We start from the raw sequence: 21,982 nt of genomic DNA on the forward strand, positions 1-21,982 counted from the left end.
ATCATATTAAAGTTTTGAACATATAAAAGCCGTTTCAAATTTATCAACTCAAATCTTTGGCAATGAAAATTGTAATTATAGGCAATGGCATGGTTAGCTACAAGTTTTGCGAGAAAATAATCGCCAAATTGCCTACCCGGGCTGCTGAGATCGTAGTTTTCGGGGAAGAGCCCCGCCCTGCCTACGACCGTGTGCATTTAAGTGAATTTTTCGCCGGCAAAACAGCAGACGACCTCCTGATGGCGCCCGCCGACTGGTATGCTGCTAACCATATAACCCTCCATCTGGGCGATCCTGTTCAGCAGATCGACCGTAATACTAAAACAGTTCACTCATATAAAGGTATCACGGAAGCTTATGATTACCTCGTCATTGCTACGGGTTCTTCGGCTTTTGTACCTCCTATTCCAGGGGTGGACAAAAAAGGCGTATTTATTTACCGCACCATAGAAGACCTGGAACTGATGCGCGACTATGCCCCTAAAGCCAAAAGAGGGGTGGTGATCGGCGGAGGACTGCTAGGTCTGGAAGCGGCTAAGGCGATGCTGGATCTGGGCATTTCTGATACCCACGTCATTGAATTTGCTCCAAGGCTCATGCCCCGGCAAATTGACGAAAGCGGTTCCCGCATCCTGGAGCAGCAACTGAAACAACTTGGTTTACAGGTACATACAAATAAGAACACCAGTGAAGTACTGGGAGACGAGACCATCACCGGCCTACAGTTCGCTGATGAAAGCATCCTGGAAGCCGACATGCTGGTGATTTCCGCTGGTATCAAACCGCGCGATGAACTGGCTAAACTGAGTGGCCTGGAAACCGGTCACCGGGGTGGTATTGTCGTGAACGAATACTTACAAACCACTGATCCTGAGATATATGCCATCGGCGAATGTGCTCTCTATCATGGCATGATCTACGGACTGGTAGCGCCAGGATATGAAATGGCCGAAGTAGTAGCCACTCATATTGCCGGCGAGGCACAACAGAAAACCTTTACCGGTTTTGATATGAGCACAAAGCTGAAACTGATCGGTGTAGACGTGGCGAGCTTCGGCGATCCATTTGTACCGGCAGAAACCAGCAGAAGCATCGTGTTTGAAGACACCATGAAAGGGGTTTATAAACGCATCAGCATTACTAATGACGGAAAATACCTCCTGGGGGGTATCCTGATCGGGGATGCAGATGCATATAATATGTTATTACAGACGGCTAAAAACAAAGTGGTCCTCCCTCCCAACCCGGAAGACGTATTGCTGGGCGCCCGTGGTGGCAGCCAGGAGGCCGGTCCGGGAGTACTGGGTTTACCAGACGACGCCATCATCTGCAGCTGTGAAAGCGTGAGCAAAGGCAGTATATGTGCTGCAGTCGAAGCAGGCAATGAAACACTGGACGCCGTTAAGAAATGTACTAAGGCAGGCACCTGCTGTGGCGGCTGTACGCCAATGGTAAAAGACCTTATTACCGGCACTATGAAAGCGCAGGGTAAATATATCCGTAATGTTATCTGCGAGCACTTTGCATATTCCCGCCAGGAACTGTATGACCTGATCCGCATCAAAGATGTACGCTCTTTTGATGAGGCCCTGGACCACTATGGTCATGGCGATGGCTGTGAAATATGTAAACCTGTGGTGGCCTCCATCATGGCAAGCCTCTGGAACGACATGATCCTGGATAAAGGAAATGACGTTGTGCAGGATTCCAATGACCGTTTCCTGGCCAATATCCAGAAGGGTGGTACTTATTCTGTTGTGCCACGCATCCCCGGAGGGGAAATCACTCCCGCAAAATTACTGGTCATCGCCCAGGTGGCCCTGAAATATAATCTGTACACCAAGATCACCGGCGGACAGCGTATCGATCTTTTCGGCGCTCATCTGAGCGACCTGCCGGACATCTGGGAAGAACTGATCGCCGCAGGCTTCGAAAGCGGCCATGCCTACGGTAAGGCCCTGCGTACTGTTAAAAGCTGTGTAGGTTCTACCTGGTGCCGTTTCGGATTACATGACAGCGTGAGCTTCGCTATACAGATAGAAGAACGTTACCGCGGTCTGCGCGCTCCGCACAAGATCAAGTCTGCTGTATCCGGCTGTATCCGTGAATGTGCAGAGGCACAATCCAAAGACTTCGGCATCATTGCGACAGAAAAAGGCTGGAACCTGTATGTAGGCGGTAATGGCGGTTCTAAACCACAGCACGCTATTCTGCTGGCTTCCGACCTGGATAGCGAAACCTGTATCCGCTATATAGACCGTTTCCTGATGTTCTACATCAAGACAGCCGATCCGCTGACCCGTACCGCTACATGGTTGAATAAGCTGGATGGTGGTATCACCTACCTGCGTAATGTAGTAGTAAATGACAGCCTGGGAATTGCGGAGGAACTGGACAGAGAAATGCAGGCGCTTGTAGATAAATATAAATGCGAGTGGAAGGAAGTTGTAGAAAATCCTGAACTACGCAAACGCTTCAATCACTTTGTAAATGCGCCAGGCGCGAAAGATCCGACTGTAAAATTTGACACAATGCGGGAACAGAAGAAAGCCGCAGAATGGAAATAATCGCTCAGTTCATTAAAAGACATTCATCAATAAACAGATAACTTATGTCCACCGCCATTAGCACAAACACAACCGTAGAATGGTTCTTTGCCTGTAACGTGATAGACGTTCCGCCAAACGGAGGAGTATGCGTAAAGTATGATGATGTACAAATTGCATTGTTCCGCTTTGCCAGACGCGATGCATGGTATGCAACACAAAACATGTGCCCTCATCGCCAGCAGATGGCACTCAGCCGCGGCATGACCGGCACACACGACGGAGAGCCAAAAGTGGCTTGTCCGTTCCATAAGAAAACATTCTCTCTCGAAGACGGCCGTTGCCTGTCTGACGAGACAGAATGCTCCCTCACCACCTACCCTGTCAGGGTTGAAAACGATAAGGTGTACATAGGGATCATGCAGGAAGCATAATATCAGCAGAGAGCGGGAATATCTCTTATTGCTCACATTATCAACCAAACTGCATGAAACATTTATTCTCAGCGGGTTTCTTCTACCTGCTCTGTATGTTTTTTTTCCGTCCGTCAGCGCATGCACAATTGACGCTGGGCGCTCAACTCCGAACGCGCACCGAACTAAAGGACGGCCAGGGGACACCGCTGCCGCAAGGCTCCTCCCCCGCCTTTTTCACCTCCCAGCGCAGCCGCCTGTATGCAGGCTTCAGTGGCTACCGTTTTAAGCTGGGATTGACAGTACAGGACGTCCGTATATGGGGACAGGACGCATCCACCATTAACAAGGTCACTACACAGGAGAACAATGGACTGCTGGTACACGAAGCCTGGGCTGAAATTATGCTGCTGGACACAGCAGTAAAAAACAGGAACCTGAGCCTCAAGATCGGCAGGCAAGAAATTATGTATGACGACAGCCGCCTGCTGGGAAACCTCGACTGGGCGCAACAAGGCCGCCGGCACGATGCAGCGGTGCTGAAGTATGAAACAGGACCATATACTTTACACCTGGGCGCTGCTTTCAACCAGAATAAGGAAAATGCAGCCGGCACAGTTTACAATCCCACTCCCCCGGGAAATTATACCGCTACAACAAATGGTGGCACCATGTATAAAAGCCTGGAGTACCTGTATGGCGCAAGAAAACTATCTGCAGGAAATATCTCGTTTTTATTCCTCGCTGATCAGTTCTCCAAATTCCATGCAGACAGCACAGGCGTTAAGATCTGGGATAAAGGCGTACACACACGCATGACAACCGGGTTATACTTTATTAATACGTTCAACAAGCTGACGCTTACTGCCGCAGGATATTACCAGTTCGGAAAGAACGCCAATGCTCAGCAGCTCAGCGCCGGATTATTATCTGCAGCTTTTCAATACCAGCTGTGCAAATCTTTCAGCGCCGGTCTGGGTGCGGATTATACCACCGGTGGCGTCAACGCAGCAGGCAAGAGCCATGCATTCGATCCGCTGTATGGTACACCGCATAAATTCTGGGGATATATGGACTACTTTTATGTAGCCAGCGGATTCGGTAACCGGGGCCTGCAGGATTACTACCTGAAAACAAAATATAAGGCGGGACCAAAGTTCTTGCTGACCGGAGATGTGCATGAATTCTACAGTGCAAGTGATGTGGTGGCAAATGGCGCTTCACTTAGCCGGAGGTTCGGCACGGAAGCTGATCTGGTAGCCACGTATTCCCTCACGAAGGTGATATCTTTTGAAGCAGGATATAGTCACTTCTGGAATACAGCTTCGCTGACTTCTCCCGCAGTGAAGAACGTCTCCAATGCACAAAGTAACAGCAACTGGGCGTATGTATCAGTTAACATCAGACCGGAGATGATCTTCAATAAGTAAACAACATTGTTTAATCAGGATATTTTTTTCAACATGAATACTCAACAACCGCTAAATAAACTTCCTCTCTTTTCACTGAGCTCGGTGCAGATGCGTACATTTCACACCACCTGGCTGATGTTCTTCGTCTGTTTCTTCGGCTGGTTCGGTCTGGCGCCGCTAATGCCTACCATCAGGGAAGACCTTGGACTAACAAAATCGCAGGTAGGTAACATCATCATTGCTTCTGTATCCAGCACTATTATCGCACGACTGATCATCGGCAAATTGTGCGATACCTGGGGGCCACGTAAGACTGCTATACGGCTGTTGATAGCAGGTTCCCTGCCGGTGTTTCTGGTAGGACTGGCGCATGATTATACAACGTTCCTGTTGTTTCGCCTTGCCATCGGCGTGATAGGCGCTTCTTTTGTAATAACACAGTTCCATACATCCATGATGTTTGCAGCGAATATAAAAGGTACTGCCAATGCCGTTACCGGCGGATGGGGTAACCTCGGCGGAGGTGTGACCAATATGGTGATGCCGCTCATCTTTGCTGCCATTGTCGGATTCGGATATACCAAACAGGAAGCATGGCGTTTTGCGATGATCGTACCGGGTGTTATGATGCTGATAGTAGCATGGATGTACCATCGTTTTACCAAGGACACGCCTGCAGGTAATTTCGATGAGATTGACCGTAGCAATAACGTTAAAGCCAAGACCGACTGGACCATACTGGGCGACTGGCGCATTTGGGCCCTGACATTGGCTTACGGTATGTGCTTCGGTATGGAGATCACATTTGACAACGTTGCCTCTTTACACTTCGTGGATACCTTCCATCTGTCACAGAGCAGCGCTGGTTTCTGGGCGGGTATCTTTGGTGCCATGAACATTTTTGCAAGAGCCCTGGGAGGTATCGTATCAGATAAAGTAGGCGCTAAGACAGGTATGAAAGGAAAAGGTATCCTGCTGGCAATTGTATTGCTGCTGGAAGGTATCGGGCTGCTGCTGTTTGCACAGGCAGGCTCCCTGGCGCTGGCCATCATATCCATGCTCAGTTTCGCACTGTTCCTGAAAATGGCCAATGGCGCCACCTATGGTATTGTGCCTTTTATCAATGAAAAAAATGTAGGGCTGGTAAGTGGTATCGTAGGTGCTGGTGGTAACCTCGGTGGTATGTTGTTTGGCTTCCTTTTCAAGTCCGAAAGCATCACTTATGTAGAAGCATTTACTTATATCGGTTATATCGTGATAGCTGTATCATTTATAGTAATGATCACAAAGTTCATTAAGAAACCTGCTGCAGAAACGGCCGCATCTACCGCCGGAAATGTAGCATTTGCTGAATAACATGACAGGCAATCATCAACATAATAAACTCCCTGCGGGCAGTTACCGTAGCACCTGCTGTTATTGCGGTGTAGGTTGCGGTATTATTGTACACAGGGACAGGCAGGGCAAACTTAGCGTGGAGGGAGACAAAGACCATCCGGTGAACAGGGGCATGCTTTGCTCGAAAGGCATGAACCTCCATTACACCGTGATGGACACATCAGACAGGCTTTATTACCCGGAAATGCGCTACCACCGGCATATGCCACGGCAGCGCGTTTCCTGGGATCAGGCGCTGGAGCGTACCGCTGCAGTGTTCAGCCAGATGATAGCACAGTATGGTCCTGAATCTGTCGCTTTCTATGCTTCCGGCCAATGCCTGACGGAAGAATATTATGTGGTGAATAAACTGATCAAAGGATTCATTGGCAGTAACAACATAGACACAAACTCACGTCTGTGTATGAGCAGCGCAGTGGCTGCCTATAAACTGTCACTGGGTGAAGACAGTGTGCCTGGAAATTACGATGATATAGAACAGACAGATTGCATATTCGTAGCCGGCGCCAATCCCGCCTGGTGTCATCCGATACTGTGGCGCAGGATAGAGGCTGCAAAGGCGAAAAACCCAGCGCTGAAGATCATTGTGAGCGATCCGCGTGTGACGCAGACCTGCGCAATAGCAGATATTCATCTGCAACTGATGCCCGGTACAGATATCGTACTGCATCACGCTATTGGCAGGCTGCTGATAGAAGCCGGTCATACCGATCACAATTTTATTCAGCAACACACAGAAGGTTTTGCGAAATACCGGGATACTGTCATGCAGCGCAGCATTAGCAGCGCGGCAGCAGTATGCGGTATTTCGGAAGACCTGATCTATGAGGCGGCCGCCACGATCGGCCAGGCCAAAGGTTTTATGACCATGTGGACAATGGGATTGAACCAGAGTGCTGTGGGCGTTAACAAAAACCTGAGCCTTATTAATCTCAACCTCATCACCGGTAAGATCGGAAAACCCGGCTGCGGACCATTCTCGCTGACCGGTCAGCCTAATGCTATGGGCGGACGGGAAGTAGGTGGTCTTTCCAATATGCTGCCGGCACACCGTGTGCTGGATAATCCTGCACACCGGAAAGAAGTACAGGAGTTCTGGGGAGGTACTACTATCTCTGACAAGCCCGGTCTGACCGCTACGGAAATGTTTGAAGCATTGAATGATGGCCGGCTGAAAGCGATCTGGATCATGTGTACCAACCCGCTGGTAAGCCTCCCCGACGCACGTATGGCGGAAGCGGCTTTACAGAAGGCAAAGTTTGTTGTTGTACAGGAAATATCTTCCAAACCGGAAACATTACGTTATGCAGACGTGGTGCTTCCTGCTGCCGCATGGACAGAAAAGGAAGGCACTATGACCAATGCAGAAAGGCGTATCACTTATCTGCAAAAGATAAATGACGCCCCTGGCGAAGCATTGCCGGATGCAGAGATCATCTGCCGCTTTGCCCGGAAAATGGGATATCAGGGGTTTGACTATGAAAATCCGGCTGCAATATATGCGGAACATTGCCGCCTGACCACCGGGACCAATATTGACGTAAGTGGCGTTAGCTATGAGCTGCTGAAAGAAAAAAGATCTTTGCAATGGCCTTATCCCGCCGGAGGTGCAGATCAGGGTACACCAAGACTGTTTACTGATCATAAATTTTATACCGCGTCCACCAAAGCGATCATTCATGCTGTTCCTGATGATAACCGTTCAGCACCACCTGATCCGCAATGGCCGCTCATCCTTACTACAGGCCGTATCCGCGATCAGTGGCATACCATGAGCAAGACGGGTAAGGTCAGCAAACTGAAACAACATATTCCGGCGCCGCTGCTGGAGATCCATCCGGAAGATGCGATGGACAGAGATATCAGAGAAGGAGATATCGTGGAGATATTCAGTGAGAATGGCGTTGTGCGCGTAAAAGCACAGTTAAGCAAATCCATTAAAAAAGGAGTGGTTTTCCTGCCCATGCACTGGGGCAAGATACTTGACAACGATCTGAACAGGGCTAACAATCTTACCAACCGGCTGGTAGATAAGATCTCGAAACAACCGGATCTGAAGTATACTGCCGTGCAGGTAAAACTTTATCAGAAGGAGGCACAGAAGATCGTTATCATCGGTGCTGGTGCAGGCGCCTGTGGATTTGTAAAGGCTTATCGCGCAATAAACACTACCGATACCATCACGGTATTCAGTAAAGAGGACCAGCCTTTCTATAACCGGGTGATGTTACCCGATTACATCAGTGGCACCCAGCAATGGGCCCAGCTGGTAAAGATGACAGACGAAGAAGAAAACATGCTGGATATTACCCTGCACAGAGGTGTTAGTGTTCATGAAATAGATCGTGAGCAGAAAACGGTAACAGACAGCAATGGCAACATACATGCGTATGATATATTGATCATGGCCATGGGTAGCCGTGCGGCCACCCTCAGAGATACTCCTCCGCTCGAGGGCATCTTTACCATGCGTAACCGGCGTGATGCAGATGCATTCGTCAGGCATATTGACCCTGCAGCAGGAAAAGTGATGATAGTTGGTGGCGGACTGCTGGGTATTGAATTAGCTGCTTCACTAAGAGAAATGGATATAGACGTGGCCGTTGTACAACGCACGTCTAAACTGATGGACCGACAGCTGGATGCCCTCGGCAGCCAGCTGTTATTTGAAGAGCTGACAGACCGTGGAATAGAGATCCTGTACAACGATGAGATAGAGCGTTTTACCGGCCTCAATAAACTTGATGGCATACGGCTGAAAAGCGGCAGGCACGTGCCTTGTCAGGCTGTCGTGATGTCGATAGGGACCGTGCCTAATATTGAACTGGCACGTGCCACTCATCTGCTTTGCAAGAGAGGCGTGGTAGTAAATGAATACCTGCAGACCAGTGACCCGGACATCTTTGCTATCGGAGAGATTGCTGAGTTCAACGGAACGCTGTATGGTATTACGGCGGCAGCAGAGCAACAGGCAGCTGTAGTAGCCCGCTATCTGTCAGGCGATCTGACAGGTTATTATGAAGGATCATTGTTCATGAATATCCTGAAGATGCATGGTACTGATCTGTGCTCACTCGGTATGATAGAAACACCAGATGATCCTGCATACGAAGAAGTGGTGTTCATTGATAAGTCAAAGCGGTACTACAAGAAATGTGTTATACATAACGACCGGCTGATAGGCGCTATCCTGATCGGTGACAAATCGGAATTCCTGGAGTTCAGAGACCTGATCTCCAATAAAATAGAGTTGTCCGAAAAAAGACTGGAACTATTGCGCTCAGGCAAGAAAGCGACCCCGGTGATCGGTAAACTTGTATGTAGCTGTGGAGGTGTGGGAGAAGGCAATATCTGTGAGAAAATAAAAGAAGGTTGCAACACGCTGGAGAGTGTATGCCAGGCTTCAGGTGCAGGAATGGGATGCGGCAGTTGCCGTCCGGAGATAAAAGCCATATTGGAGAAGGAACTGCCTTCCGGTAAGAAAGAAGAGGCAGTATTTATCATGCAAGCAGTTTAATCATGATCAGACATTCGCAGACAGTCAGCATTAATTTTACAGGAGGGATCGTTTCTCCCGGACAACTGCTGACTATTCTGGATATAGCCGCAGCAGCCAGGGTAACGCAGGTAAAATTCGGTTTGCGGCAACAGCTGCTGATAGAGGTACCCGGCAAATACTGGGAACAATTTGAAGCAGATTGCGCCAGCCAGCAGATCGTGTACCATACTTACGGCACTGCACCCAATATCACCAGCTCCTATCCGGCAGCTGGCATTTTCATTAGTGACAGCTGGTTAAGTGAAGGTATCTATAAGGATGTATTTGCGTTATTCGATTATACGCCTGCGCTGAAGGTGAATATCTGCGACAGCAAACAGACGTTCACACCTTTCTTCTCAGGACATATTAACTGGATTGCCGCAGGAGCTGCGCATTACTGGCACCTGTTCATCCGCTTCCCTAAAAGCAGCCGCCTTTTTGCATGGCCTGACCTGGTCTATACAAACAGTATCGCCCAATTGAGTCAATGTATCGAGTCTATTGTGTATGAGCGCCCTTCTATCAGTAATGACGAGTTATATGCGCTTGTTAAGAACAAGCTTGAATACACCTGCCGTCCCGTAACGGCCGAGCTGGAGCTCCCTCCTTTCCACCTGCCTTACTATGAAGGCTTCAACCGGCATGAGAATCATTACTGGCTGGGCATCTACCGCCGGGATGAGGAATTTCCTGTGGCCTTCCTGCAGAACCTCTGTAATATATGCCTGGAAACCCGGACCGGGCAATTGTATGCTACCTCATGGAAGTCGCTCATCGTCAGGAATATAGCGCCCGAGCACAGAAGGTTATGGGACTATATCCTCGGTAAATACGGGATCAATGTAAGGCACGCGGCGAATGAGCTGAACTGGCATGTGGAAGATAACAGTGAAGATGCTCTTATCATCAAAAGGCATATCATCCGCCATTTTGATAATGCCGATGTCAGAACCTACGGATTGTGTTTCAGCATCCGCATCAATCCGGGGAACAACTGCTTTGGTTCCGTTGTGATCAGTAAACGGGAAAGCAAAACCAAGAGCCGCCTGAAAGGTGACCAGCGCTTTGATATTCTTTATACGCAGGATTTTAACCCGAATTCAGGCACGTTGCTACCCTACCGGACGGCAGTAGCCAAAGAACACCTCGGGCCTTATATCACCTCCCTATGCAGGGAATTTTACGAGAACAGTGCGCTTACTGATCCCCTGCTGAATTATGTAGCTGGTCAGCAGACAGTTATCAGTACCACCCAACCTGAAAAAGAGGTGCATCAATGTACCCGCTGCCTGACAGTATATGATGAAACCATTGGCGACCCCGGCCAGAACGTGGCACCCGGCACGGCCTTTCATGAGCTGCCGGAGCAATATTGCTGCTCACTCTGCGAAGCGCCCCTTTCTGAGTTCACGCCTGTTACGGCAACATCTCTCGGATGGCTGGCCGGAGCACAGGATTAACAATACATTTGCATTTTTCGCATATGCACTACAGCAGGTACTTACAGTGAAAATTGCTTTTATTTTATCATAAAAAGCCATAATACATACACTAAAACGTTATAGAACTATCTTTTTTCGTATTATTTTTGCAGCGCAAATCGCGTAAATAAATTAATATGTCTCCTAAATCGGCGCCTGACATCGTCTTAATCGGTGCGGGCATAATGAGTGCAACGCTAGGCGTACTGTTGAAAGAATTACAACCAGAACTGACCATTGAGATATTCGAAAGACTGGATATCATTGCAGGAGAAAGTTCGGATGCATGGAATAACGCAGGCACAGGACACTCTGCTTTCTGCGAACTCAACTATACTCCCGAGAAGAATGGTAGTATCGAGATCGGTAAAGCGATCAAGATTGCCGAATCCTTTGAGGTATCCAAGGAATTCTGGTCTTTCCTCGTACAGGAAGGATGTATTAAATCCCCGGAGACATTTATACAAAGCGTTCCTCACATGAGCTTTGTATGGGGTGAGAACAACGTTCAATATCTGAAAAAACGCCAGCAACTGCTGGAAGCCAATAATTTATTCAAGGGTATGGAGTACTCAGAAGATCCTGCCGTCCTGAAACAATGGATCCCATTGGTGATGGAAGGAAGAGATGCTTCTGAAAAGGTGGCGGCTACGCGTATGGAAGCCGGTACCGATATTAACTTCGGAGCCCTCACCCGCGCACTCATCAGCTACCTTCAGCAACAGCCTGGCGTAACTGTAAACCTGAAACATGAAGTACGCGACCTCGACAGGGAAGAAGATGGCAGGTGGTATCTGAAAGTGAAGAATCTGGAGACAGGTAAGAAGAGAAAGCTGCATACAAGATTTGTATTCATAGGCGCCGGTGGTGGTTCACTGCCCCTGCTGGTAAAATCAGACATTCCTGAAGGTAAAGGCTTCGGCGGCTTCCCTGTAAGCGGTCAGTGGCTGGTCTGCAAAAATCCGGCGGTAGTTGAAAGACATGCTGCAAAAGTATATGGTAAGGCATCAGTAGGTGCACCTCCAATGTCTGTGCCTCACCTGGATACGCGTATGATAGATGGTAAAAAGGCACTGCTGTTCGGACCTTATGCCGGCTTCTCCACCAAGTTCCTGAAAAATGGCTCCTGGCTTGATCTGCCAAGGTCTATAAAATTCAATAACATCCGTCCTATGCTGGCCGCTGGCCTGGACAATCTTCCGCTGACCAAATACCTGATCGACCAGGTACGTCAGTCGCCGGAAGAAAGACTGGAAGCCCTGCAGGAATTCCTGCCGGAAGCGAAATTAGAAGACTGGGAACTGGAAGTAGCAGGACAACGTGTACAGGTGATCAAAAAAGACCCTGAGCATGGCGGTATCCTGGAATTTGGTACAGAGGTAGTAAGTGCAGCAGACGGTTCTATCGCGGCCCTGCTGGGCGCTTCTCCGGGAGCTTCCACTGCGGTATCCATTATGCTGGAATTGCTGCAACGCTGCTTCCCAAGAAAACTGGCAACACCTGAATGGCAGTCCAAACTGAAACAGATGATCCCTTCCTACGGACAAAAACTGGCTGAAAACCCTACCCTGCTGGAACAGGTGAGGACATGGTCAAACGCCGTACTGCAATTGAAGAAATAAACGAGATTTACATACAGGTTATAAAAAAGAATAGGGGATATGGAAATATCCCCTTTTGTTTTAACCTTATCTTATTGTTTCTAAGAGACGTGTTTGAAGCTGTAAGACTTACGCCTTACAGGGTATTCTCACCAGCGCTACCACATTCTTCTCCGGTTCTGCCAGTATTTCAAAAGTGCCGTCGTGTAAGGCGGCGAAATACGACATCATATGACATATCGGCTGGTGAAATATTTCGTTATCTCCTTTTTCCGATGACTTGAAAGGAGACGAAAAGATATAATTCGCATAAAAGGTTCCCTTTATTTCAAGGTATCCGGGCTCAAAACTAAATACCATCTTCGGTGTCTGATGGGTGGTTGAGTGCCGATTCATCCAGAAAAAAAGGTTCAGGATCAACTGCCGCATCACGGATTCGTCAATATTAGCCTCCACAGGTATTTTACTTTGCTGTAATTCAACGGCGGGAGACAGTAGATTGTTGTATGGCTCTTCACGTACCAGTTGTCCCAAAAAGAAAAGTAAGTTGGTCATCTTTCGCTTCAGCTGGAAGGTCTTGTCCAGCATATGCTGTATGATCCGTATATTCTGCAGCTGAAAATCAAGCTCTATCACCTGCGATTTAATCGATTCTGCCTGACGGGTGATCTTGTTTCCCATCGCTTTCCCGTCGTACAGTACTATGAGTTCAACACTTGAAAGAATGCTTGCTACAATAGATTTCAATTCGTGAAAGATGTCTTCTATTAGCCGGCTGTCATCAAGGAAATTTTGTGCTGACACAGAACTTTTCATGTAACGCTGTTTACAGGCATCCCTGAAGTTGACCCCGGCGTACCCTGACTACCGGAGTGTAAAAATAACACTTAAGGCGATTTCTTTTCCATTAACATTCTTACTAATACGAGTAAAATATGCTATAGGAAATGTTAAAATGCGTTCTTATCGCCTTTTATAGTATTGAATACAGTTAAAAATATGATGCGCAGATCGAGATACACTGACCAGTTTTCCATGTACCAGATATCATGTTCTATACGTTTACGCAAATGCAGTTCATCAGTGATCTCTCCACGATACCCGTTCACCTGCGCCCAGCCTGTGATACCAGGTTTCAGGAAGTGACGGATCATATATTTCTGAATGATAGCAGAATATTCTTCTGTATGTTTCAGCATATGTGGACGCGGACCTACGATAGACATATCGCCCATGAACACATTGAAGAACTGCGGCATCTCATCCAGATTTGTCTTACGCAATATACGCCCGATCTTCGTAAAACGACGGTCATTCCTTGTAGCCTGTTTGCTGTTTGCGTCATTGTTCACATACATACTTCTGAACTTCAGGCAACGGAAAGTTTCATTATTACGTCCGGTACGATGTTGTATAAAGAATACAGGACCTCTCGATTCCAGCTTCACCAGCAATGCCAGTAAAGGTATGAGCCAGCTCAGAATGAAAAGCATCACAGCACCGCTGAACACAATATCAAAAATACGCTTCCTCAACCGGTTGGCAATATCATCCAGTGGTTCTGCCCTCAGTGATATGATAGGTATATTGTCCAGGTAGTCTATATATATCTGGCGGTTCACGAACATCTTGAAGTCCGGTACAAAGCGGAAACGGATAAAATGACGTTCTGCTTCATGTGCCAGCGTATACAGGTAAGGGAACTGCTCCGGCGATAATGTAGAGTAGATCTCCCGGATGTTGTTTGACTGCGCATAAGGTATACAATCCTTCAGCGTACCTATCACCGGATATAAAGACAGCTCATGCACATTGCTGTATTCTTCAAAATAACCTTCAAAACGCAGGTTACTCTTGCGGCCGATAAAATTGTCCACCAGTTGTTTTGAAAGCTCATTATAGCCCACAATTACGACTTTACGCTCTATCTCCTTACGATGAATGATATAGTTGGTAAGCATGTAAAAGAAGAGCCTGTCCAGCAGCACAACCAATATGAACAATGTCATATAGGTAACAATGAAGATCCTGTTAAAAGCTTCCTTGTTCAGGAATACAAAAGCAAGCAGCAGTAGCAGATACAACATGATGCTCTGCAACAGCTTTTTGATAATTCTTTCTACAGACATCTGCTGGCTCATGAAATAAATACCCGTTGTATACAGGGCCACGATCCATGCAATATTTGAGGCCAGCAGGAAAGTATCTCTGTTTACACTCACCGGCACGCCATACTGCTGCAGCCAGTAGAGCGTAAAAAAGAAGAAGGCATTGAGGCATATAAAATCCAGCACAAGGATCTGGATGCTGCATATTTTAAGATAACGGTCCAACATATAAAGTAAGGTTCAAATGATGTTAACTAACTACTACGGCTTCTTCAAAACGTGACATTATTTTTCCTACAGACAGGTGTGTTTCGGCATACACACGCCCGTTCCTTGCTATCTCTGAAGCATTGTCCTGCATAGCCCTGACAATACCGTCAGTGAGCGCCTGCTGATCTTCCGCTTTTACCAGTATACCCATATTATGTTTGCTTACCAGTTCATGCAGGCTCGTTCCGCTATTCGCAGTGATCAGCGCCAATCCTCCTACTGACAGGATAGTGGTCAGTTTGGATGGCATTACCAGGTCGCTTGCATTGCCCTTTTGTATCACCAGGTGTACATCGGCCATATTGAGGAAATGATTGAACTTCTCGAACGGTTGCAGCGGGAAGAAGATAACATTGTGAAGTCCTCTTGACTCTGCCTCCGCCTTCAGCTTCTCCTTGTATGGACCTGAACCACAGATCAGGAATTTCAGCTGTTTATCATCCTTCAGTGTTTCAGCAGTATTCAGGATAGCTTCCAGTCCCTGTTTCTCCCCTATTGCACCTGAATACAGTACGATCCTGTCATTGACATCAAAGCCATACTCCGTCTTCAGTGCTGCACGGTTCTCAATGGGATGGAACAATGTAACGTCCACCCAGTTAGGAAAGAAGAAAATATCCTTGCCGGCCTTCTCCCCGATCTTGCGCATCATACCATCAGATATGCTGCTCACCATATCTGCATGTTTGAAGATATAGCGCTCCAGCCCGAACAATGCTTTGATGAGTTTAGGCGACTTGATCATGTTCAGATCACGCGCTGCTTCTATCTGCATATCCTGTATGTGATAGAGGAACTTCGCACCTTTAAATTTCTTGTACAGTACTGCCAGTAAGCCCAGATGGAAAGGTGGCACTACTGTGATCACCACATCGAACTTTTTACGGGGCAGTAATTGCAGTATTTTAAAGAAGGCTGATACTGCAAAGGAAAAGTCCAGCATGATACGCGTCTTACCCGATGGTTTTGCGGGTACGTACTGCGGACAACGATATACAGTGATCTTTCCTCCCTGTCCGTTGCTTTCTTCAATCACTTCTTTCTTATACCAGTTCTTGTTCTTGTCGTATGGAGGCTGCACCTTCCACTCCGGATAATAAGGATAACTGGTGATGACGGTACAATCGTAGCCCTGGGCTGCCAGCCATTTGATCATTTCACCATTGTACTTACCTATTCCGGTGGGTTCCGGCGAGAAATTACCTCCAATCAATAGTAATCGCTTGGACATACCGCTATATAGATTTCTGTTTTTTTATTATCTCCATCTCTCTGACACAAAAGCCAGAGGATTGCCTTTGAATATACCATTCTGTGATACCGAGGCAGTCACTACTGAACCTGCAGTGATCACGGTATCTGTTCCTACAGTAACACCTGGCCCGATGAATACACAGGCGCCTACCCAGCATCCATCCATCAGTGTAATAGGTGCATTGCGGTAAGGCATGGCAGGATGCCGGAAATTGTGATTACCTCCACAGAGGAACGCACGTTGCGACACACACACGTTATTGCCTATCACCAGTGGCTCAAAATTGAGCAGGTAAGCTTCTTCGCCCAACCATACATCATTGCCGATCTCCAGTTTCCATGGGAAATGGATATTCACTCTGGGTTTGATCACTACACCACTCCCTACTTTGGCTCCGAAGAGGCGCAGTAATCTCGCCTTAATACCGGAGGGCACAGGAAAAGCTGTCAGGAAGAACAGCATCTTGACCATGTACCAGCAGGTTTCTTTTAATTTACCAGCGCCGCGGTCCAGGCCTTCAGAGGCATTAAAGTCTTTTAAGCGGACCTGTGACAGATAAAAGTTATCCATTGCTATCAGGAATTATTATAAACAAGTACTACATCTTTCTTTACCAGCAAACGATAGGTGTAAAGTCCCAGGTAAGCCCCCAGCGTGTTCAGCACAATATCATCAGCATCGAAAACACCGATCATAAAGGTCAGCTGCAACACCTCAATACACAGACTGAAAAAGAATGCAGTTATTACTACTCTAAATTTATTGGCAGGTGTTCCTGACAATGCATCTCCAAGGAAGCCAAATGGCATGAACAATATGATATTGCCCAGTAAATTCAGCAGAAAGAAAAGCCAGTGTCTGATAGAATGACCGGCTTCAACAATGAAATCGTAAGTACTCTTCAGTGGCATCCATCTCGGCGGAGCATAGTGTTCGCCGGCACTCCTTGTTGGCTCCAGGAAAACGATATACAACAATGCTGCTATATAGATGATCATCGTCACCACAACCACTCGCCTCTTTACTCTTAATATCATCCTTGTCTTAACCTGTTATTGCGTTTTAATTCATACATCTTGGCATCGACGAGGAAGCGGTACCAGAATCCCTGCAGGAAATGCCATACCAGCCCTGCGCCTCCATCCAGAAAACCTAAGCGTATAAAATAGCGGTAAATAAAATAAATGAAAGGACGTACAAACAACGGTATCCTGCTATATATCTTCTCCTTGATCCATCTCTTACGGGAAGACTGCTCCCCACTCAGCGATACGTCCACATTATTCTCAGATGTTGTTCCTCTCTCTATATCCAGCAGGTCCTTCACTTCACGCGAAGCATAGTTATTCTGTTTATGCGTCCACCAGGTGAGGTCATTCAGGTTATGATCCACCATATCAAACTGGAAGGCTTCCGTTTCTCCTTTTTCCAGTACAACATGTTCATCCATAGCCCGCTCCTCAAGACGACCTGTACCTGTTCGCCAGATGCGCAGCAACCGGTGCGGATAGAAGCCACCACGTTTCATCCATTTGTCCATGAATATTACACGGCGTTTGATGATAAAACCGCCTGTCTCCGGCTTTGCCTGCGGCAGTTTGGTATTGATCTCATCTATCAGTTCATCCAGCAGGTATTCATCACAATCCATACGCATCGTCCATGTTGTAGTGATGTTGCAATTGTCCAGCGCCCAGTTGAACTGGTCAGAGTGGTTGCCCGGCCATGGTCTCTGAACAACTTTAGCGCCCAGTGCAGTCGCAATTTCAACGGTGCGGTCAGTAGACATACTATCAATGATGATGATATTGTCTGATACGCGCTTCAGGTTCTGAATACAACGGGTAATATGTTTTTCCTCGTTATAAGTGAGGATGATAACTGTTAATGAATTAGACACCCTGATTTATTTTGACTTATACAATTCAATATACTTGTTCACCAGCCGGCTTCTGTCGAAGTCGCGCTGCATCAACGCCGGCGCAGCTGCAGACATGGCAGGCAGTCTGTCTCTTTCCGCATACACCTGTTCCAGTATTACCTTTATATTTTCAGGATCAATACCCGAGATCCAGCCCAGCTGATTATCGCTGATGTAAGTGCTTAATCCCACCATATTACTGATCAGTACAGGCGTACCCATAGCCAGAGATTCTATTACGATGTTGGCAAAATTCTCATTGTAAGAGGTCAGCACCATCACATCATGATCACGCAGCAATTTGAACTTGGCATCTCCATATACAGGCCCTACCCAGGTAATATGCTGTTCGATGCCATACTCACGTGTCAGCGCTTTCAACTGCTCCAGGTAATCTTCTCTATAAGGCCCCGCAATGGTCAATTCATAAGGGAACGTAACCATGCTGAGTCCCTTGAACAACAATTCCAGTCCTTTCTTCGGATCTATCCTGCTCAGGAAAACAAACCTGATCTTCTGCTGTACAGCCTTGGGCGAAACAGGACCATCAGGAACAGTAACAAAGTTGAAGATCTCTGCTACCTGAGATGCCGGATACATCTTTTTTATCTCGTGTACTTCCGCGAGCGAAGTAGCGTGAAACTTCACCTTTGATAAGAGAGGATCACCTACAACTTTCTGAATGATCTTCTTCTGGAAGTTGTGGTTAGTCTCGAGAATATAATCACTCAGCATGCCCCTCGGAGAAACAACGGGGCGCACTCTTCTCACATAACAAACGAGCAACGTGAAGATGCTCACCAGGTTCCACCAGGAATGGATATGTACGGCATCATATTTTTTGATGTTCCGGTACAGATAACTGATCAGTCCTGGTGAGAAATGTGTATGGTCTTTTGTTAAACGTTTAAAGTAGATCGTATCCACTCCATCCACCTGTTGTACTACTCCATTCTGTACATTCAGTTCCTCTTTTCCGTTGGCGGTTGTAGTTACTACAGTCACCTTGTGTCCCTCTGCCACCAGCTGCTCGCACAAGGCTGAACTCGAATAGATAGGGCCACCGTATACGTAGGCAGGTTTATAAGAAGGGATTACATGAAGAATGTTCATCTTTTACGCTCTTTTTTAACAACTTGTCGGTTAATGTTACAGTACTTCCTAATAGACGAATCCATCTACTCTGCTAAAGTATTTCGCGTCCTTATCAATATCACTTACTGCTTTTGCAGGAACGCCCGCATATAGTTTCCATTCCTCATTAAATGCCTTATTCAGTAAAGACTTTGCACCCAGCACAGAATAACTGGGTAGCACCGCCCCACCAAGAATCGATACATTCGTTCCTACAAAGGTGTATTCACCGATCACTATAGGCGCGCTATCCTGACGGTTCTCGTATACATTAATCGAGTGTGTAAGTAATTGTGACTGGTAACCGGCGATGGTCGTGAACTTTCCTATCGTGATAGAATTGGTACAGTCTATATGATGATTCTTGGTGATAGCCGCCCACTCTCCCATTATCAGTTCCGCCTTGCGCTCCGGCTGATGGCGGAAGTGTTTGGAATTAGTGTTGGTAGCAAATCCTGTCACCCAGTTACCTCTGCCTATTTTAGCATGTTCACTCATCTGCATAAGATCAAGGTTCACAGCTACAGTAAGATGATCAATGCGGCTGTTCTTTTCCATGATCAGCTTCCCGGGAAATACCCATGCCAGTCCTATGCGTGCGGTGGGATGAATTTTATATTTAAACCAGCTTTGTAATGCCAGGCGTTTTAGCCGCCATGGTAAACACACTGTAATCAGTTTTAGGATCATCTGCTGATATATTAGTTCTTTGAATACATGGATAAATACGCCTTAATCATGATATCAGGAGAGAAACGTTTTACATTGACAAAACCCTGGTTAATTATAGCGTCTTTGGTTGCTTTATCAGATAATTTGAGGAATTCGGTTGCGAATGCCTGTGGCTGATGAGGATCTGCATGCAATGCTACTCCTCCGCTTACTTCCGGCATAGGCTCAATACTGCTGGCTACAACAGCTGCTCCGCAGGCCTGCGCTTCTATCACCGGCCATCCAAAACCCTCAGAGAAAGAAGGGAAAATGAATGCATAGCAGGAACTATACAGCGCCTTTAATGTAGCATGCGGTGGCTTCTTCACTGACACCAGTCTGTCCTGCAGCCCCAGTTTTACCGCATGTGCATGTAATGATTCTTCTATTTCATTACCGGCATAGCAGATCTTGCCTTTATATTTATCGCCCAGTATATGTACCATGTCCAGCAGCATCTTCCTGTTCTTGCGCTGCAGCTTCGAACCAATGTGCAGTATAAAAGGTTCATCTGCACTCAGTCCGGCATTTTTCAGCAACGCTTCACTTTCTGCTTTTGCTACAGGAGAGAAGTCCCCATTGAACGCATTATGAATTACCTCCCAGTTGGAATCATCCTTGCCCTTTCCTGCAGCCAGCTCTTTCAGCTGGTTCAGTGTGAGGTGAGATACACAGGCGATCTTCTTTGCACTGATCAGGTTAGAGAGGATCCACTCCTGCATCACCTTACCAAAAGGAGAAGCAGGGCAATAAGCATCTGCATGTCCACGTGCTCCCCTGATGGCTAATACATCATGGCAGGTGATGATCGTACGCTGCTTCGGCAGATGTCTGAGATAAAAAGCATTGGAATGATCACAGATATGATACTGTGTATCTTTGGGCTTGAAAGCATTTTTAAAACGAAGTACTAAAGGAAATAATATCCACTTGTCCACATACCCGAACCACTTACCAATTCCACCGGAGGTAGCTTTAAAAAAAGATCCGAAGAAAACTGTTGGCCGCCAGATCTCAGTTGTATGTCCGGCGTCATTTAAACCACTTTCCACCATACGGGCGAAACGTTCCATACTTTCCTGCCTGTCCTTCGGGTAATTTCCTACTAAAACAATTCGCATATATATCGTCTGAATATTTATCTGCTATACCGTTGCTAATTTCTCCCGCCCGAAAACCTTTTTAAAGTCAGGCAGAGAGCCCATAAAAAGCGCGCGCCCTATGGTAAAACTGTTCAGGAGATAGTAACCTCCCATTGACACCGCCAATGCTATAAAGAATCGTGCCAGAGGACTCACAATGGAAAATTGTTCCAGTGCAATGAACTGTACCGGCTGATGCAGGTACATAATCACCATAGACGCTGTGCCCAACTCGCTGAATGGTTTGCTGACAACAGGATTCACAGCTATGATCTTCACTATTTCTATCAGGCACAATACCACCACCAGGCTGGAGAACAATGTAACGAAAGGAATACCGTAATTACCTGTTTTCATATCGTACCTATTGGCGGGATAGTAGTAGGTGAACACAATCACACCCGCCAGCAGTACAAAGAATACCCACTTATATTTTCCCGGATCGCCCTGCATACCTTTATACAGATAACCCATGTAGAAAATGGGCAACGCCGCGAATACAACGTCTGCATTCCATGGTAATCCCGGAAAATGAGGTATGAAGTTATTGATCGCATAACTGATCACAAGGCTTGCAAACATCAACAAACCAATGATCTTTTTACTCACTTTGTTCATCAGGAAATTCATCAGCTGCTGTACCAGGAAGAAACAGGTCACATACCAGAACACTGCCGTCCATCCTATCAGGAAGCGGCCTCCCAGAACAGGCCTTACAAGACCTTTGGCAATTGTTTCCTTACCTGTCAGTATCTCCTTTATTTCGTACGGCACATATATCAGGCAAAGGAATGCCACATAAGGCACCAGTAAGTGGAATGATTTTTTTGTGAGATATTCTTTCCAGTCGGCAGAAGGTTTAAATAAAAATCCACCTATAAAAAAGAATAATGGCATATGAAAAAGGAACAGGTACCTGGCGATGCTGTCAGGGAATATATGCCCTGCCACTACGGTTAAAATACCGATGCCTTTTAAGGTATCTATCCATCCGATCCTGGAGGAGGTATTCATAGTATTACTCATGGTGCAAGTAGCATAGCGGCCTT

At 46.9% G+C, this 21,982-nt stretch carries 17 protein-coding genes; 7 read left to right on the forward strand and 10 right to left on the reverse strand.

What is annotated here, in order from left to right; all coding sequences use genetic code 11:
- Nucleotides 1–62 precede the first annotated feature (62 nt).
- The 7 genes from nirB (at nt 63) to L3C95_RS10430 (ending at nt 12,413) form a co-directional block, all read left to right on the forward strand.
- Nucleotides 63–2,567 carry a nitrite reductase large subunit NirB gene (gene nirB / locus L3C95_RS10400; protein WP_236386460.1) on the forward strand — a complete coding sequence of 835 codons (2,505 nt, stop codon included), beginning with the start codon at nt 63–65 and terminating at the stop codon, nt 2,565–2,567.
- A 44-nt stretch (nt 2,568–2,611) separates the two neighbouring features.
- Entirely contained in the window at nt 2,612–2,980 is a 369-nt protein-coding gene (gene nirD, locus L3C95_RS10405) for a nitrite reductase small subunit NirD (protein ID WP_236386458.1), read from the forward strand.
- A 53-nt stretch (nt 2,981–3,033) separates the two neighbouring features.
- Nucleotides 3,034–4,389 (forward strand): alginate export family protein, encoded by a 1,356-nt coding sequence (locus L3C95_RS10410; protein ID WP_236386455.1) that lies wholly within the window; start codon nt 3,034–3,036, stop codon nt 4,387–4,389.
- Between the two features lie 33 nt (nt 4,390–4,422).
- On the forward strand, nt 4,423–5,727 hold the full coding sequence (locus L3C95_RS10415) for an MFS transporter (RefSeq protein ID WP_236386454.1): 1,305 nt from the start codon (nt 4,423–4,425) through the stop codon (nt 5,725–5,727).
- A gap of 1 nt (nt 5,728) precedes the next feature.
- Nucleotides 5,729–9,286, forward strand: coding sequence for a nitrate reductase (locus L3C95_RS10420; RefSeq protein WP_236386452.1), 3,558 nt, complete (start codon nt 5,729–5,731; stop codon nt 9,284–9,286).
- A 2-nt stretch (nt 9,287–9,288) separates the two neighbouring features.
- Nucleotides 9,289–10,770 carry a rubredoxin gene (locus L3C95_RS10425; RefSeq protein ID WP_236386450.1) on the forward strand — a complete coding sequence of 494 codons (1,482 nt, stop codon included), beginning with the start codon at nt 9,289–9,291 and terminating at the stop codon, nt 10,768–10,770.
- A gap of 158 nt (nt 10,771–10,928) precedes the next feature.
- The gene (locus tag L3C95_RS10430; RefSeq protein ID WP_262915848.1) at nt 10,929–12,413 is read left to right on the forward strand and encodes a malate:quinone oxidoreductase; all 1,485 of its coding nucleotides are present in this window, start codon (nt 10,929–10,931) and stop codon (nt 12,411–12,413) included.
- 108 nt (nt 12,414–12,521) lie between these two features.
- Here the strand turns inward: L3C95_RS10430 and L3C95_RS10435 are convergent, their stop codons facing one another.
- From L3C95_RS10435 to L3C95_RS10480, 10 genes are all read right to left on the reverse strand, one after another.
- Nucleotides 12,522–13,208 (reverse strand): hypothetical protein, encoded by a 687-nt coding sequence (locus L3C95_RS10435; protein WP_236386445.1) that lies wholly within the window; start codon nt 13,206–13,208, stop codon nt 12,522–12,524.
- 134 nt (nt 13,209–13,342) lie between these two features.
- Nucleotides 13,343–14,728 carry an undecaprenyl-phosphate glucose phosphotransferase gene (locus tag L3C95_RS10440; protein ID WP_236386444.1) on the reverse strand — a complete coding sequence of 462 codons (1,386 nt, stop codon included), beginning with the start codon at nt 14,726–14,728 and terminating at the stop codon, nt 13,343–13,345.
- Nucleotides 14,729–14,750: 22 nt separating this feature from the next.
- Nucleotides 14,751–16,001, reverse strand: a complete 1,251-nt coding sequence (locus L3C95_RS10445) for a WcaI family glycosyltransferase (RefSeq protein ID WP_236386442.1) — start codon at nt 15,999–16,001, stop codon at nt 14,751–14,753.
- 27 nt (nt 16,002–16,028) lie between these two features.
- A complete protein-coding gene (locus L3C95_RS10450; RefSeq protein WP_236386440.1) occupies nt 16,029–16,595 on the reverse strand; it encodes a WcaF family extracellular polysaccharide biosynthesis acetyltransferase in 567 nt (188 codons plus the stop codon).
- Between the two features lie 5 nt (nt 16,596–16,600).
- Nucleotides 16,601–17,062: a VanZ family protein gene (locus tag L3C95_RS10455; RefSeq protein WP_236386437.1), complete on the reverse strand. Its 462-nt coding sequence runs from the start codon at nt 17,060–17,062 to the stop codon at nt 16,601–16,603.
- Entirely contained in the window at nt 17,059–17,925 is an 867-nt protein-coding gene (locus tag L3C95_RS10460) for a glycosyltransferase family 2 protein (protein ID WP_236386436.1), read from the reverse strand. The genes L3C95_RS10455 and L3C95_RS10460 overlap by 4 nt, the downstream gene beginning before the upstream one ends.
- Before the next feature lie 6 nt (nt 17,926–17,931).
- Nucleotides 17,932–19,059 carry an XrtY-associated glycosyltransferase XYAG1 gene (locus L3C95_RS10465; protein ID WP_236386434.1) on the reverse strand — a complete coding sequence of 376 codons (1,128 nt, stop codon included), beginning with the start codon at nt 19,057–19,059 and terminating at the stop codon, nt 17,932–17,934.
- Nucleotides 19,060–19,107: 48 nt separating this feature from the next.
- Complete coding sequence (locus L3C95_RS10470; RefSeq protein ID WP_236386432.1) at nt 19,108–19,770, reverse strand: acyltransferase; 663 nt, start codon at nt 19,768–19,770, stop codon at nt 19,108–19,110.
- An 11-nt stretch (nt 19,771–19,781) separates the two neighbouring features.
- Complete coding sequence (locus L3C95_RS10475) at nt 19,782–20,912, reverse strand: glycosyltransferase family 4 protein (protein WP_236386431.1); 1,131 nt, start codon at nt 20,910–20,912, stop codon at nt 19,782–19,784.
- A gap of 24 nt (nt 20,913–20,936) precedes the next feature.
- Nucleotides 20,937–21,959, reverse strand: a complete 1,023-nt coding sequence (locus L3C95_RS10480) for an acyltransferase family protein (protein ID WP_236386429.1) — start codon at nt 21,957–21,959, stop codon at nt 20,937–20,939.
- Nucleotides 21,960–21,982 lie beyond the last annotated feature (23 nt).

It is taken from the genome of Chitinophaga filiformis (assembly GCF_021646545.1).
GTDB classification, from domain to species: Bacteria; Bacteroidota; Bacteroidia; order Chitinophagales; family Chitinophagaceae; genus Chitinophaga; species Chitinophaga filiformis_A.